The organism is Streptomyces sp. AgN23 (assembly GCF_001598115.1).
GTDB lineage: Bacteria > Actinomycetota > Actinomycetes > Streptomycetales > Streptomycetaceae > Streptomyces > Streptomyces antimycoticus.
Map to the genome: position 1 here is coordinate 4257608 of NZ_CP007153.1, position 14186 is coordinate 4271793.

Below are 14186 nucleotides of genomic sequence, written 5' to 3' on the forward strand. Positions count from 1 at the left end.
CCGGTGGATCGTCAACGTTGGGTTGACAGTCAATCCACATCGCCGGAACCCGCCCCGCGGGCCCGCTTGGCCCGGTGCTCGTGGTGCGACCGGTGCGACCGGTGCGGGGGCCAGAACGACGTCCAGGTGAACTTGTCGCCGCCCACCCACCGGACCACATCCGGATCGTCCAGATCGACGTCGTCCAGGCCGACCTCCCGGGCGATCTCGATGACGTCCAGGACCGAATGCGCCTTGCCCGCCAGCTCACCGGCGATCTCGACCAGACGGTACGGCGGGTCGTTCTGCTGCACGCCGAGCACCACGATCGGAGGCCGGTGAATGCGCGGGGCCTGGGATTCGGTCATATGTCCCAGATTGCTCCCCGCGCCCCCACGCCGCACCTCGGAGGCGCCGGACCGCGCGGCCGGATACTCCGTCGGACCGCGCCGGCTCGCCCACGTCCGCGGCGCGGCCCACGATGATCCGGTGGACGGAGAACAGGGCCGCACAAGCGGCGGGCTGGTCCGCCGGGGCTTCCTCGGGGCCGCGGCGGCGGCCGGTGCCGGAGCCGCCGGGGTGGCCGCGACGGGCTGCGACTCCGCCGGACGCGATGTCCACCGCGCCCGCCCCTCCCGTCGCGCCGACGCCGCGCGCCGGGCGGAGGAGGCGGAACGGGCCCGGCCGGGCAGTGCCGACTGGCGCATCCGCTCGACGGGGCCGCCCGACGCCATCGAGGGCTATACCGACCGGGTGAGCGTGCTGCCCGACGAGGAGGTCGGCCTCTACGTGTCGACCACCGCCCCCGCCTTCCGCGTATCGGCCTACCGGATCGGCTGGTACGGCGGGGCACAGGCGCGGCTGGTGTGGCGGTCGGGCCGGGTGGACGGCAGAAAGCAAGGCGCGCCCCTGTTCCTCGACGCCACCCGCACGGTGCGGGCCGACTGGGACCGTTCACTGCGCATACGCGCCCGGAACTGGCCGGAGGGCGCGTATCTGCTGCGGCTGGACGCCTCGAACGGCCATCAGCGCTATGTGCCGCTGATCGTGCGCTCACGGCAGGCGCGGGGCCGGACGCTGCTGATGCACGCACCGGCCACCTGGCAGGCGTACAACACCTGGGGCGGCTACAGCCTCTACCAGGGCCGGGACGGTGCGTACGGGAGCCGCTCGCTGGCCGTCAGCTTCGACCGGCCGTACGCGAAAAGCGGGGCGGAGAAGTTCCTGGTCTACGAGCGGGCCCTGGTGGTCCTCGCCGAACGGCTGGGCCTTCCGCTCGCGTACACCACGGGCATGGACGTCCATCTGCGACCGGCCGTGCTGAAGGGCGCCTCGGCCGCCCTGTCGCTCGGTCACGACGAGTACTGGACCCCGCAGCAGCGGCGGTACGTGACCCGGGCCCGGGACGACGGCACCAACCTGGCCTTCCTCGGCGCCAATACCTGCTTCCGCCGGATCCGGCTGGAGCCCGGCCCCGGCGGTGCCCCCGCGCGCACCGTGGTCTGCTACAAGACCGCCTACCGGGACGACCCGTACCTGGTGAACCATCGCGACCTGGCGACCACCGACTTCCGTCAGTCCCCCGCGCCCGATCCCGAGTCCTCGCTGACCGGCGTCCTCTACGAGGGCTACCCGACCGACGCCCCGTACGTCGTCCTGGACAGCGGCCACTGGCTGTTCGCCGGGACCGGGGTGGACGACGGCGACTCCTTCGACCACCTGGTGGGGGTGGAGTACGACCGGGTCACCCCGGGCGTCCCCACCCCGGCGCCGCTGCGCATCATCGCCCACTCCCCCCTGGTCTGCCGGGGGCGGCACAGCCACTCGGACACCGCGTACTACACCGTGGCGAGCGGGGCGGGGGTCTTCGCCTCGGGGACGATGCGCTGGGTGGAGGCCCTGATGGCGGGGACCCATGAGAACGGGCGCGATCACGGGATGGACGCACGCACCAGGGCCTTCGTCACCCGCACCACGGAGAATCTGCTGCGCGCCTTCGCGGCGGGGCCCGCCGGGAGGGACAAGCCACGGCCGGCGGACAATGTCCGCGCGGTGTACGGGACCGGGGCGCGGGCCGGGCCCGGGTCCGGCGCGGGGGCGGCGGAGCGGGCCGCGCGCTGAAAGGCGCATGAGCGGCGGGGCCCCGGTCCGGGAGCCCCGCCGCCGCGCGATGGTGACTACTCGAAGAGGTCCGCGTACGACCCCATCGCCAGCGCGATGTCCGCCTGGGCCCAGAACCGGTGGTACGTGAAGCTCGGGACCGCCCCGCCCTTCAGATACGCCTCGACCTTCGACCAGGCCGGGTCGTTCTTGTAGAAGGAGCGGATCGACTGGAAGGTGGAGCTGGAGTCGATCTTGTCGCCGTTCGGCATGGTCCCCGTCCAGCCGCTGGGGACGTAGACCGGGTCGTCGAAGCGGTTGTAGTCGGCGCGGGACTCGGGGACCGCGATCCCGAGGTCGTCCTGGTAGTTGTTCCACATGCCGTCCAGCAACGCCTTCGCGGTGTCCCTGGCCTCGGTGTCGCCGGACTTGGCGGCGTAGTAGGACAGGGTCTTGGCGTACGCGGCCGCCACGCCCACGTCATTGGTGTAGTCGGCGACGGTGACATGCAGGCTCGCGTTGGCGCCGGGGCTGGAGGCGTTCCAGGTGTCGGGCTGGCCGGACCACTGGAGGGTGGACGGGATCTGGTACGTGCCGTCGGCGTTGACGGTGGTCTTGGACAGCGCCCACTTGACCCACTTGTCCAGGACCGTCTTCGCCGAGGCGTCACCGGTGCGGTTGTAGTACTCCGCGACCCGCTCCATGGACCACGCCTGGAAGCCGAACCACTGGTTGGACGGCGGATCGTGGTAGACCGGCTTCTCGTCGTAGTACATGCCGTAGAAGGTGGACGCGCCCGACGGCGGCGTGGCGTAGCGGCCCTGCCAGCTGTTGGTGGCGCCGCCCGCGATGGCGCCCTCGCTGGACTGCAGCCAGCGGTAGAACTCCAACTGGCGCTTCAGGCTGGTGGACCAGTCGCTCGCGCCCGTGGCGGACTTGGGCTTGAGGTCGGCGTACGAGCTCAGGGCCCAGGCCGCCATGGGGTTCTGGTAGCCGCCGTGGGCGTGGCTGGAGCCGATGCGCCAGGACCAGCCCGCGGAGGTGTCGGTGGCGCCGCCCCAGGCGTAGTACCAGGACAGCAGGTAGTGGGAGCTGTTCTTGCCGTTGCCGGCCGGGCAGGTGGTCTCCCCGGCACAGTTGCCGATCTTCTTGAAGTACTTGTCGTACATCGCGTAGCGCAGATAGTCGCCCATCTTGGCGGCCTTGGCGACGTTGCCGGAGATCTGGCCGCCCTTGCCCTGCGCCTTGGCCCACTCCGAGGCCCAGTAGGCGGCCTGGACGACGCGGGCGTCGGCGTCGGGGGCGTTGGTGAACTTCCACTGCTTGGAGTAGGAGGCGTCGCCGGTGAACAGGTCCAGGTAGCCGTTCTTGCCGCCGTACTTGAAGCCGTCGCAGGTGGGCTGGGTGACGGTCTCCCAGACCGACTCCTGCGGGCCGCGCTGGAAGGTGTTGACATAGCTGGGGCCGGTGTCGCTCGGGCCCGCCTCGCACTTGCCGGGCGCGTTGCCGTAGCCATAGACGTTGTCGACGTCCTGGATCCAGTGCATGCCGTAGATGTCATCGGTGCCGTACGCGCTCTTCAGCTCGGCGGCGATGGGGTCGTTGCCGACCGGGACATTGCCGTTGAGCTGAGAGGGGTACTGGGAGGGCTGGTCCCACTCGGGCGCGTAGGTGGCCGGCTTGGAGGCGTTGTAGAAGCTGCCCGTGGGCTGGTCCGCATGGGTGGGGATCATGTACTTCTCCATGATGTCCCACGCGTTGTTGAACTTGGACCAGTCGCCGGCGACCTTGCCGTACATCGCCTGCAGCCAGATCAGATAGCTGTACGCCTCGGAGGTCGTCTCATGGCCGTGGTCGGGGGCCTCGACGATCAGGGTCTCCACCGAGTGGTACGGAACGCCCTCGGGCGAGAAGTAGCCCGCCGAGGGTGCGGTGATCTTGTTGTAGAGGTCCAGGAAGCGGGCGTCGTAGTCCTTCGCGGCGGCCAGCTGGGTGACGGTGACCTCGGCCTTGGTGTGGCCGGCGGCGGTCGCGGTGAAGGTCGCGGCGCCGGTGCCGCTGTTGGCGGCGGCCACGGTCACCTGCTGCGCGGTGTCCCAGTTGGCGGGGGTGAAGGTGAGGGTGGCGCCCGAGGAGATCGTCAGCCCGGAGTTGCCCGAGGTGCGGGCGACGGAGACGGTGACATTCGCGGACGGCTTGGTGGACAGCTTGACGCCGAACGTCCCGGTCCTACCCTGCTGCACCCCGAGCTGACCGGGGCTGGCCACCAGCGTGGGCCCGGCCGCCACATGGATGCCGACGGGGGTGGACTCGGCGGCGGCGCCCTGACTGTCGTACGCCTTGGCATAGAGCGAGTAGTCGCCCGCCGGGACGTCCTTGTAGTCGAAGGCGTACGGGGAGGTGGTGTCGGTGCCCAGGAGCTTGGTGTCGCTGTAGAACTCGACCTTGGTGATCGTCGCCCCGTCGGCCGCCGCGGCCGTGGCCGTCATCGGAACGGTGCCGCCGGAGGTGAAGACGGCGCCGGGGGACGGGCTGCTCAGCACCGCGATGGGCGGCTGATGGGCGCCCCGGCAGGCCACGCCGTTGACGGCGAAGGAGGTGGGGGCGGCGTTGGTGCCGCTGTAGGTGAACTGGGCGCCGGTGGTGACATTGCCCCCGGCCGCGATCTTCGCGTTGTGCCCGGCGTTGGTGACGGTGACGGTCTTGCCGGACTGCGACCAGCTGCCGTTCCAGCCGTTGCTCAGCTTCTGGTTGCCGGCGTAGTCGTACGTCAGGGTCCAGCCGTCGATGGCGTCGGTGCCGGGGTTGGTGAGGGTGAGGTCGGCGGTGAAGCCGGAGCCCCAGTCGTTGGTCTTGTAGTCGACCCCGCACTGGACCGCCGCGGCGTGCGCGGGGGCGGCGCCGCCCGCCGCGGTCATGGCCACGGGGAGCGAGAGCGCGGCGGCCAGGGCGGTCACCAGCCGTCGCATGCGTCGTCGTACCCCAAGCCGTGCCCCTGAAAGTCGTGCCCCTGATAGTCGGGTGCCTGATAAGGGCGAGCCACGCTGTACGCGCATCGGGGGACCTCCTCGCGGTTCGTGCGGGTGGTGGGGGAAAGTGCGAACCAGTGGGAGCGCTCCCAAGATTCGGGTCAGCCTGATGAGGTGTCAAGTCTTTGAACAACACCGGGTGCTCAGAGGTCCTCAACCGATAATTCCGTGAACGGGAACTGTTGACATGAGCCCGTCGGGCGCTACCTTCACTTCAACCAGTGGGAGCGGTTCCAGCAGTCTGCGCCGTAGCGAACGGCGCGTGGATCCCAAGGAGTCGCTCCATGCGAGCACCCCCGCGCCTTTATGCCTTGGTGGCCGCCGCGGTCTTGTCCGTGGTGGGTACCGCCCTGGTGCCCACCGGCGCCACCGCCTCGGCGGCGAGCGCATCCGCCACGACCACCGCGTCGGTCGCCCCGGCCGACGCGCCGTCGAAGCGGTCGATGCCGTCGATGCCGTCGAAGACGTCGAAGGCGACTGAGCCACTCCGTCCGAACGCCGCCGCACCGCCGAAGCTGCGCGCCTCGGGCAACAAGCTCGTCGACGAGAACGGCACCACCCGGCGCCTGCTCGGCGTCAACCGCTCCGGCGGTGAGTTCATGTGCGTCCAGGGCTACGGCATCTTCGACGGCCCCGTGGACGACGCCTCCGTCAAGGCCATCGCGGACTGGAAGGTCAACGCGGTCCGGATCCCGCTCAACGAGGAGTGCTGGCTGGGCCTTTCCCATATCGACCCGGCCTACGGAGGGACCAACTACATCGCGGCGGTCAAGGCACTCGTCGCCCGACTGGAGGCCCATGGCATCACCCCCATCGTCGAACTCCACTGGTCCCACGGCACCTACACCGGAGGGGACAGCCACTGCCCCGACACCGCGTACGCCACCTGCCAGAAGCCGATGCCGAACGCGCAGTACACCCCGGCCTTCTGGACGTCGGTCGCCCAGACCTTCAAGAGCGACCAGGCCGTGGTCTTCGACCTGTTCAACGAGCCGTTCCCGGACCGCGCCACCTCCGACCTCACGGCGGCGTGGAAGTGCTGGCGCGACGGCGGGAGCTGCCCCGGAATCGACTTCCAGGTCGCCGGGATGCAGACCCTGCTGAACGCCGTAAGGGCCGCGGGCGCCAAGAACCTGGTCCTGATCCCCGGGGTCGCCTACTCCAACGATCTGCGCCAGTGGCTGACGTACAAGCCGAACGACCCGGCGGGCAATCTCGCCGCCGCCTGGCACACCTACAACTTCAACACCTGCTCGAGCGAGAGCTGCTTCAACGAACAGCTCGCCCCGGTCATCGCCCAGGTCCCGTTCGTGGCGGGCGAGATCGGCGAGAACACCTGCTCCCACGGCTATATCGACCGGGTCATGGCCTGGCTGGACGCCAAGGGCGCCTCGTATCTGGGCTGGACCTGGAACACCTGGGACTGTTCCTCGGGCCCGTCTCTGATCAGCGATTACAACGGCACGCCGACCAACTTCGGCGTGGGACTCCGTGATCACCTGAAGGGAATGCAATGAGCCGCAGAATCCGAATGGCGGGCACTTTGCTCGCCGCCTCCGCGCTGACCATGGGGGCGCTGACCGGTGTGGCGTCCGCCCAGGGGGACAGCGGCAAGGCGGCCGCCGCGAAGGTCGACAACCCGTACTCGGGCGCCAAGGCGTACGTGAACCCGGACTGGTCGGCGAAGGCCGCCGCCGAGCCCGGCGGCAGCAAGATCTCCAACCAGCCGACCGGCATCTGGCTGGACCGGATCGCCGCGATCAACGGCACGGGCGGCGCGATGGGGCTGCGCGCCCACCTCGACGAGGCGCTGAAGCAGTCCGGCGGCAGCCCGACGGTCGTCCAGTTAGTGGTCTACGACCTGCCCGGCCGTGACTGCTCCGCGCTGGCGTCCAACGGCGAGCTGGGCCCGACCGAGATCGACAAGTACAAGACCCAGTTCATCGACCCGATCGCGGCGATCCTCTCCGAGTCCAAGTACGCCAACTCGAGTCTGCGGATCGTCACCACCATCGAGGTCGACTCGCTGCCCAACCTGGTCACCAACACCGGCGGCAAGCCCACCGCGACGCCCGAGTGCGACACGATGAAGGCGAACGGCAACTACGTGAAGGGCGTCGGCTACGCCCTGAACAAGCTGGGCTCGATCGGCAACGTCTACAACTACATCGACGCCGGGCACCACGGCTGGATCGGCTGGGACGACAACTTCAACCCCACCGCACAGGTGATCAAGCAGGCGGCGACGGCCGAGGGCAGCACGGTCGACAAGGTGGCCGGCATCATCGTCAACACGGCCAACTACAGCGCGCTGAAGGAGAACAACTTCACCGTCAACGACTCGGTCAACGGCACCACCGTGCGCCAGTCGAAGTGGGTGGACTGGAACCGGTACGTGGACGAGCTCTCCTACGCCCAGGCGTTCCGCCAGGAGCTGGTCAACGTCGGCTTCCCGAGCAACATCGGCGCCCTGATCGACACCTCCCGCAACGGCTGGGGCGGCTCGGCCCGGCCCAGCGGCCCCGGCGCTAAGACGGACGTGGACACGTACGTCAACGGCGGGCGCTACGACCGCCGCATTCACGTCGGCAACTGGTGCAACCAGTCCGGCGCCGGGCTCGGTGAGCGCCCCAAGGCGGCACCCGCGGCCGGGATCGACGCGTACGTGTGGATGAAGCCCCCGGGCGAGTCGGACGGCGCGAGCTCCCAGATCCCGAACGACGAGGGCAAGGGCTTCGACCGGATGTGCGACCCGACGTACACCGGCAACCCGCGCAACAACAACAACATGTCGGGTGCGCTGGCGAACGCTCCGCTGTCGGGCCACTGGTTCTCGGCCCAGTTCCAGGAGCTGCTCAAGAACGCCTACCCGGCGCTGTAACCGCACGACCCGTCCCCTGAAGTGGGGCCGGTGGACACTGTCCACCGGCCCCATGCCCGTTCCGGCCCCTCAGGAAGACTCCCGCCGCACCAGCTGGGTGGGAAGTACCATCTGCGGCCGCTTGGAGGTGCGGTCCGACAGCCCCTCGATCTCCTCCAGCAGCACCCGCACCATCGCCCGGCCCATCTCCTCCGTGGCCTGCCGGACGCTGGTGAGCGGAGGGTCCATATGGCGGGCGACGGCCGAGTCCTCGAAGCCGACCAGCGCCACGTCGTCCGGGACGCGGCGCCCGCTCTCGCGCAGCACCTGCCGGGCGCCCGCGGCCATCACGTCCGAGGCGGCGAAGACCCCATCCAGGTCCGGGCGCTGGTCGAGCAGTTGGCTCATGGCCCGGCGGCCGCCCTCCTCGGTGAAGTCCGCGGCGGCCACCAGCTCCGGTTCCACCTCCCGGCCGGCCGCCCGGACCGCGGCGCCGTAGCCCTCCAGGCGGCACTGTGCGACATACATGTCCAGCGGTCCGGTGATGGTGGCGACCGTCGAGCGGCCGCGGCCGATGAGGTGTTCCACGGCGGACTGGGCGCCGCCGGTGTTGTCCGAGTCGACGTACGGGACCGATTCATGCGCCGAGCGGCGGCCGCTGAGCACCGCGGGCATCTCGATTTGCTCCAGCAGGTCCGGCAGCGGGTCGTCCGCGTGCACGGAGACCAGCAGCACCCCGTCGACCCGGTGCGCGGAGAGGTAGTCCGCGAACCGCTGCCGTTCCTTGGGCGTGCGCAGGAGGGTCAGCAGCAGCTGGAGGTCGGTGTCGGCGAGCTCGGCGCCGACACCGCGGATGATGTCGGAGAAGTACGGTTCGGCGAAGAGCCGGGTCTCGGGTTCGGGGATGACCAGGGCGACGGCGTCGGCACGGTTGGCGGCGAGGGCGCGGGCCACCCGGTTCGGCACATAGCCGAGTTCGGCGACGGCCTGCTCCACGGCCGTGCGGGTGCGGTCGCTGACCCGGGGCGAGCCGTTGATCACCCGGGAGACGGTGCCGCGGCCGACTCCGGCGCGGGCCGCCACCTCCTCGAGGGTCGGCCGTCCTCGCCCCGCGCCATGCCGCCGCGTTCCTGCCATATCGCGCCTCCAGCCGTTCATGCCCAGCAGCTCCACCCCCCAAATGGGCGGCTGCGGGGACATTCAACAGCAATGTGGTTTCCGGAAGTTGTTGTGCGCACTCCCTTGACACCCCAGCGAGGAGCCGCGACCCTTCAACACATCACAGCTGGGAGCGCTCCCACACTATCCGAGTCATACACAACCCGCACGATGCCCACCCGACTCGATGCATCTCAAAGAGCCATGTATCACCACTTTCCGACCGGAAGCCGTTGGGCGGGGCGCAAGGAGGACGGAATGCCCAGGAGCACTGGTAGTCATCGCAGCAGAGCCGTGGTCCTCGCGGCCGTGGCCGCTATAGGAGCCGGGCTGCTCAGCGGCTGCGCCGACGACGGCGATGACGGGTCCGACGATTCGTCCGGTGGCAGCAGCAACGGCAAGACGGTCGTGACCGTCGGCACGTACGGCGTCATGGGTTTCAAACAGGCCGGGCTCTATGACGAGTACACAAAGCTGCACCCGGATATCAAGATCGAAGAGAATGTGATCGACCCGGCCTCGAACTACTACCCGCAGCTGCTCACCCATCTCGGCTCGGGCAGCGGACTCGCCGATATCCAGGCGGTCGAGGTGGGCAACATCAATGAGGTGACCACCACCCAGGCCGACAAGTTCGTTGATCTTTCGAAGGCGGATGGCGTCAAGAAAGAAAACTTCCTCGACTGGAAGTGGGCGCAGGCCACCGCCAAGGACGGAAAGACGATCGGCCTGGGCACGGACGTGGGCCCGATGGCGATCTGCTACCGCAAGGACCTCTTCAAGCAGGCGGGGCTCCCGTCCGACCGCGACAAGGTCTCCGAGCTCTGGGCGGGCGACTGGCAGAAGTACCTCGACGCCGGCAAGGACTACGCGAAGAAGGCGCCGGGCGGCGCCGCGTTCCTGGACTCGGCCGGCGGGCTGTTCAACGCGGCGGTCTCCGGCGGTTCCGAGGTCTATTACGACAAGAGCGGGAAGCCCATCTACGAGGACAACCCGGCCGTCAAGAAGGCGTGGAAGCTGGCGACCGACGCCTCCGGGGCCAAACTCTCCGCCGGGCTGCAGGAGTTCACCAAGCCCTGGCAGCAGGCGCTCGCCAACGGCAAGTTCGCCACCGCCTCCTGCCCGGCCTGGATGCTCGGCCAGATCAAGGAGTACGCCGGGGACAAGTACAAGGGCAAGTGGGACGTCGCCACCGCCCCCAAGCCCGCCAACTGGGGCGGTTCCTTCCTCTCCGTGCCGCAGGCGGCGAAGAACAAGGACGAGGCGGTCAAGCTCGCCACCTGGCTGACCGCGCCCGAGCAGCAGGCCAAGCTCTTCGAGAAGCAGGCCAGCTTCCCCAGCGCCCAGGCCGCGTACGACCTGCCCCAGGTGGCCGACGCCAAGCACCCGTACTTCGACAACGCGCCCATCGGCAAGATCTTCTCGGAGGCCGCGAAGGCCAGTCCGACGCAGGTCCTGGGTCCGAAGGACGCCGTCATCAAGCAGAACTTCGTCGATGTCGGCCTGCTCCAGGTCGACCAGCAGGGCAAGTCCCCCGCCGAGGGCTGGAAGGCCGCGATCAAGACGAACGACAACGCGCTGGATCAGTGACCCGGACATGACAGCACCTTCCGGTTTCACCCCTGATACGGCCGCGCCCCCCGCAGGGCAGGGGGGCGCGGCCCCGCGCGCCGCGACCGCCTCGACGCCCGACCCGGCCGAGCAGCGGCGCCGCGACCGGCGCAGCCGCCGCTACCGCTGGGACGTGCGATGGAGCCCGTACGCGTTCGTCGCCCCCTTCTTCGTCTTCTTCGCCGCCTTCGGCCTCTTCCCCCTGATCTACACGGGGTGGGCCTCGCTGCACCAAGTGGAGCTCACCGACCCGACCCATATGGAGTGGGCGGGCTGGCACAACTTCTCCAGGCTGTGGGAAGACGAGTTCTTCTGGAAAGCGCTGCGGAACACCTTCACCATCGGGGTGATATCCACCGTTCCCCAGCTGATGATGGCCCTCGGGATCGCGCATCTGCTCAACTACCGGCTGCGCGCCTCGATGTTCTTCCGAGTGGCGATCCTCACCCCGTACGCCACCTCCGTCGCTGCCGCCACGCTGGTGTTCGCGCTGCTCTTCGGGCGTGACTACGGGATGATCAACTGGGTTCTGGGGCTGGTCGGGCTGGACGGCATCGACTGGCAGAACGGCACCTGGACCTCGCAGATCGCGGTCTCCACGATCGTCATCTGGCGGTGGACCGGCTACAACGCGCTGATCTACCTGGCCGCCATGCAGGCCGTGCCGAACGATCTGTACGAGTCGGCGGCGCTGGACGGGGCCTCCCGCTGGGAGCAGTTCCTGCACGTCACCATCCCGTCGCTGCGGCCCACCATCCTCTTCACGGTCGTCGTCTCCACGATCGGGGCCACCCAGCTCTTCGGTGAACCGCTGCTGTTCAACACCGCCGGGACGGCCACCGGCGGCGCCGATCACCAGTACCAGACGCTCGGCCTGTACATGTACGAGCAGGGCTGGGTGAACCTGCACCTCGGCCGGGCCTCCGCCATCGCCTGGACGATGTTCCTGATCCTGCTGCTGATCGCCGCGGTCAACGCGCTGTTCGCGCGACGGCTGCGTAAGAGCCAGTGAGGGAGACGAGGAGAACCATGAGCGTCACTGTCTCTTCCCGGCGGACACTCGATCCGGCGGCTCCCGCGCACAGCACTCCGCGGGGCGGAAAGGGCCGCAACCGGGCGGGCAGGCAACTGCACGGCGGCAAGATCACCTACGCCGTGCTGATCCTGTTCACCCTCGGCTCGCTCTTCCCGCTGGTGTGGACCGCCATCGCCGCCTCCCGCACCAACGGCCGGCTGGCCCAGACACCCCCTCCCCTGTGGTTCGGCGGCAACCTCTTCCACAACCTGGACAAGGCGTGGAACGGCGCCAACATGGGCACCGCGCTGCTCAACACGACGATCGTGGCGGGCACGGTCGCGGCGTCGACCGTGCTCTTCTCGACCATCGCCGGCTTCGCCTTCGCCAAGCTGCGCTTCCGCTTCAAGAACGTCCTGCTGATGCTCACCATCGGCACGATGATGGTGCCGCCCCAGCTCAGCGTCGTGCCGCTGTACATGATGGTGGCCAAGCTGGAGTGGACCGACCAGCTCCAGGCGGTCATCGTGCCGACCCTGGTCAGCGCCTTCGGGGTCTTCTTCATGCGGCAGTACCTCACCCAGGCGCTGCCGACCGAGCTGATCGAGGCGGCGCGGATGGACGGCGCGAGCAGCCTGCGGATCATCTGGCATGTCGTCTTCCCGGCGGCGCGTCCGGCGATGGCGGTGCTGGGGATGCTCACCTTCGTCCAATCGTGGAACGACTTCTTCTGGCCGTTCATCGCGCTCACGCAGAGCGGCAACCCGACCATGCAGGTGGCATTGACCGGTCTGAGCCGTGGGTATACCCCGGATCAATCACTGATCATGGCGGGGGCGCTGCTGGGCACACTGCCGCTGCTGATCGCCTTCGTCCTCTTCGGCAAGCAGATCGTGGGGGGCATCATGCAGGGCGCGATCAAGGGTTGAGCAGCCCGCGACCACCACTCCCTCCCCGTCTCCTTCCCTCCCCCACGACCTCGAATGGGAGCGCTTCCATGACCCTTACCTTCCCGCCCGGATTCCTGTGGGGCGCGGCCTCGGCCGCCTATCAGGTCGAGGGCGCCGCCCAGGAGGACGGCCGCACCCCCTCCATCTGGGACACCTTCAGCCACACCCCCGGCAGGGTGCTCGCTGGCGACACCGGCGATGTGGCGGTCGACCACTACCACCGCTTCCGCGATGACGTCCGGCTGATGTCCGAGCTGAACCTGGGGGCCTACCGCTTCTCGGTGTCCTGGTCACGGGTGCAGCCCACCGGCCGGGGACCGGCCGTCCAGCGCGGGCTCGACTTCTACCGCTCACTGGTGGACGAGCTGCTGGGCGCGGGCATCCAGCCGGTGCTCACCCTCTACCACTGGGACCTCCCCCAGGAGCTCGAGAACGCGGGAGGATGGCCGGAGCGCGAGACCGCCGAGCGCTTCGCCGAGTACGCGGGCATCGTGGCGGGGGCGCTCGGCGACCGCGTCGAGTTCTGGACCACCCTCAACGAGCCGTGGTGCAGCGCCTTCCTGGGCTATGGCTCGGGGGTGCACGCCCCGGGCCGCACCGAGCGGCTGGCCCCGCTGCGCGCCGCCCACCATCTGAACCTCGCCCATGGCCTCGGCGCCCAGGCGCTGCGCGCCGCGCTCCCCGCCCGCGCCCAGATCGCCATCAGCCTCAACCCGGCCGTGGTCCGGCCGCTCAGCGACAAGCCCGAGGACCTGGATGCTCAGCGGCGTATCGACGCGCTGGCCAATCGCGTCTTCACCGGGCCGATGCTGCGCGGTGCGTACCCCACCGACCTGATCAAGGACACCGCCTCGATCACCGACTGGTCGTTCGTCCGGGACGGCGATCTGGCCGTCATCAAGCACCCCCTCGACGCGCTGGGCATCAACTACTACACACCGTCATTGGTAGCAGCCGGCACCGACAACGAGGGCTCGCCCGCCCGCCACGACGGCCACGGCGCCAGCGACCACTCCCCCTGGCCGGGCTCGGAGCAGGTGGCCTTCCACCAGACGCCGGGCGAGCGCACCGAGATGGGCTGGGCGATCGACCCGACCGGACTGCACGACCTGCTGATGCGCTACACCCGCGAGGCGCCGGGCGTACCGCTGTACATCACCGAGAACGGCGCCGCGTTCGACGACAAGCCGGACGCGGAGGGCGCGGTCCACGACCCGCGGCGGATCGACTACCTCCGGGACCATCTGGCCGTCGCCCACCAGGCCATCGCGGACGGCGCCGACCTGCGCGGCTACTTCCTGTGGTCGCTGATGGACAACTTCGAATGGGCGTACGGCTACAGCAAGCGCTTCGGCGCGGTCTACGTCGACTATCAGACGCAGGCCCGGGTGCCGAAGTCCAGCGCCCGCTGGTATGCCCAGGTGGCCCGCACCGGAGAGCTTCCGGCGGCGTAAGGACCTGCGTCCGCGGCGCCGCCCGCTGGG

At 69.3% G+C, this 14186-nt stretch carries 10 protein-coding genes; 7 read left to right on the forward strand and 3 right to left on the reverse strand.

From position 1 onward, the window contains the following. Positions 1–29: 29 nt before the first annotated feature. Complete coding sequence (locus AS97_RS18210; RefSeq protein ID WP_086705573.1) at positions 30–347, reverse strand: hypothetical protein; 318 nt, start codon at positions 345–347, stop codon at positions 30–32. 121 nt (positions 348–468) lie between these two features. Here AS97_RS18210 and AS97_RS18215 point away from each other — a divergent pair, with 121 nt between their 5' ends. Further along, complete coding sequence (locus AS97_RS18215) at positions 469–2100, forward strand: N,N-dimethylformamidase beta subunit family domain-containing protein (RefSeq protein WP_247204409.1); 1632 nt, start codon at positions 469–471, stop codon at positions 2098–2100. Positions 2101–2156: 56 nt separating this feature from the next. Here the strand turns inward: AS97_RS18215 and AS97_RS18220 are convergent, their stop codons facing one another. Next, positions 2157–5048 carry a glycoside hydrolase family 48 protein gene (locus AS97_RS18220; protein WP_210565280.1) on the reverse strand — a complete coding sequence of 964 codons (2892 nt, stop codon included), beginning with the start codon at positions 5046–5048 and terminating at the stop codon, positions 2157–2159. Between the two features lie 344 nt (positions 5049–5392). On the opposite strand from AS97_RS18220, the gene AS97_RS18225 reads away from it, so the two are divergent. Both AS97_RS18225 and AS97_RS18230 read left to right on the forward strand, forming a co-directional pair. Then, positions 5393–6625, forward strand: coding sequence for a cellulase family glycosylhydrolase (locus AS97_RS18225; RefSeq protein WP_210565281.1), 1233 nt, complete (start codon positions 5393–5395; stop codon positions 6623–6625). A gap of 50 nt (positions 6626–6675) precedes the next feature. Beyond that, positions 6676–7989 carry a glycoside hydrolase family 6 protein gene (locus AS97_RS18230; protein WP_236669464.1) on the forward strand — a complete coding sequence of 438 codons (1314 nt, stop codon included), beginning with the start codon at positions 6676–6678 and terminating at the stop codon, positions 7987–7989. Positions 7990–8058: 69 nt separating this feature from the next. Here AS97_RS18230 and AS97_RS18235 read toward each other — a convergent pair whose 3' ends face one another. Further along, positions 8059–9105: a LacI family DNA-binding transcriptional regulator gene (locus AS97_RS18235; RefSeq protein WP_059142157.1), complete on the reverse strand. Its 1047-nt coding sequence runs from the start codon at positions 9103–9105 to the stop codon at positions 8059–8061. A gap of 279 nt (positions 9106–9384) precedes the next feature. Here AS97_RS18235 and AS97_RS18240 point away from each other — a divergent pair, with 279 nt between their 5' ends. The 4 genes from AS97_RS18240 to AS97_RS18255 all read left to right on the forward strand — a co-directional run bounded on the left by AS97_RS18240 (position 9385) and on the right by AS97_RS18255 (position 14156). Beyond that, the gene (locus AS97_RS18240) at positions 9385–10716 is read left to right on the forward strand and encodes an extracellular solute-binding protein (protein ID WP_059142066.1); all 1332 of its coding nucleotides are present in this window, start codon (positions 9385–9387) and stop codon (positions 10714–10716) included. A gap of 7 nt (positions 10717–10723) precedes the next feature. Then, on the forward strand, positions 10724–11749 hold the full coding sequence (locus tag AS97_RS18245) for a sugar ABC transporter permease (protein WP_059142065.1): 1026 nt from the start codon (positions 10724–10726) through the stop codon (positions 11747–11749). Between the two features lie 17 nt (positions 11750–11766). Then, positions 11767–12681, forward strand: coding sequence for a carbohydrate ABC transporter permease (locus tag AS97_RS18250; protein ID WP_059142064.1), 915 nt, complete (start codon positions 11767–11769; stop codon positions 12679–12681). A 68-nt stretch (positions 12682–12749) separates the two neighbouring features. Beyond that, the gene (locus AS97_RS18255) at positions 12750–14156 is read left to right on the forward strand and encodes a GH1 family beta-glucosidase (protein ID WP_059142063.1); all 1407 of its coding nucleotides are present in this window, start codon (positions 12750–12752) and stop codon (positions 14154–14156) included. Positions 14157–14186: the final 30 nt, after the last annotated feature.

Excerpts from the sequence above, each read along its gene's own strand:
- AS97_RS18210 (WP_086705573.1), bottom strand. The coding sequence starts at position 347 with ATGACCGAATCCCAGGCCCCGCGCATTCACCGGCCTCCGATCGTGGTG.
- AS97_RS18220 (WP_210565280.1), bottom strand. The coding sequence starts at position 5,048 with ATGCGACGGCTGGTGACCGCCCTGGCCGCCGCGCTCTCGCTCCCCGTG.
- AS97_RS18225 (WP_210565281.1), top strand. The coding sequence starts at position 5,393 with ATGCGAGCACCCCCGCGCCTTTATGCCTTGGTGGCCGCCGCGGTCTTG.
- AS97_RS18230 (WP_236669464.1), top strand. The coding sequence starts at position 6,676 with ATGGGGGCGCTGACCGGTGTGGCGTCCGCCCAGGGGGACAGCGGCAAG.
- AS97_RS18235 (WP_059142157.1), bottom strand. The coding sequence starts at position 9,105 with ATGGCAGGAACGCGGCGGCATGGCGCGGGGCGAGGACGGCCGACCCTC.
- AS97_RS18240 (WP_059142066.1), top strand. The coding sequence starts at position 9,385 with ATGCCCAGGAGCACTGGTAGTCATCGCAGCAGAGCCGTGGTCCTCGCG.
- AS97_RS18245 (WP_059142065.1), top strand. The coding sequence starts at position 10,724 with ATGACAGCACCTTCCGGTTTCACCCCTGATACGGCCGCGCCCCCCGCA.
- AS97_RS18250 (WP_059142064.1), top strand. The coding sequence starts at position 11,767 with ATGAGCGTCACTGTCTCTTCCCGGCGGACACTCGATCCGGCGGCTCCC.
- AS97_RS18255 (WP_059142063.1), top strand. The coding sequence starts at position 12,750 with ATGACCCTTACCTTCCCGCCCGGATTCCTGTGGGGCGCGGCCTCGGCC.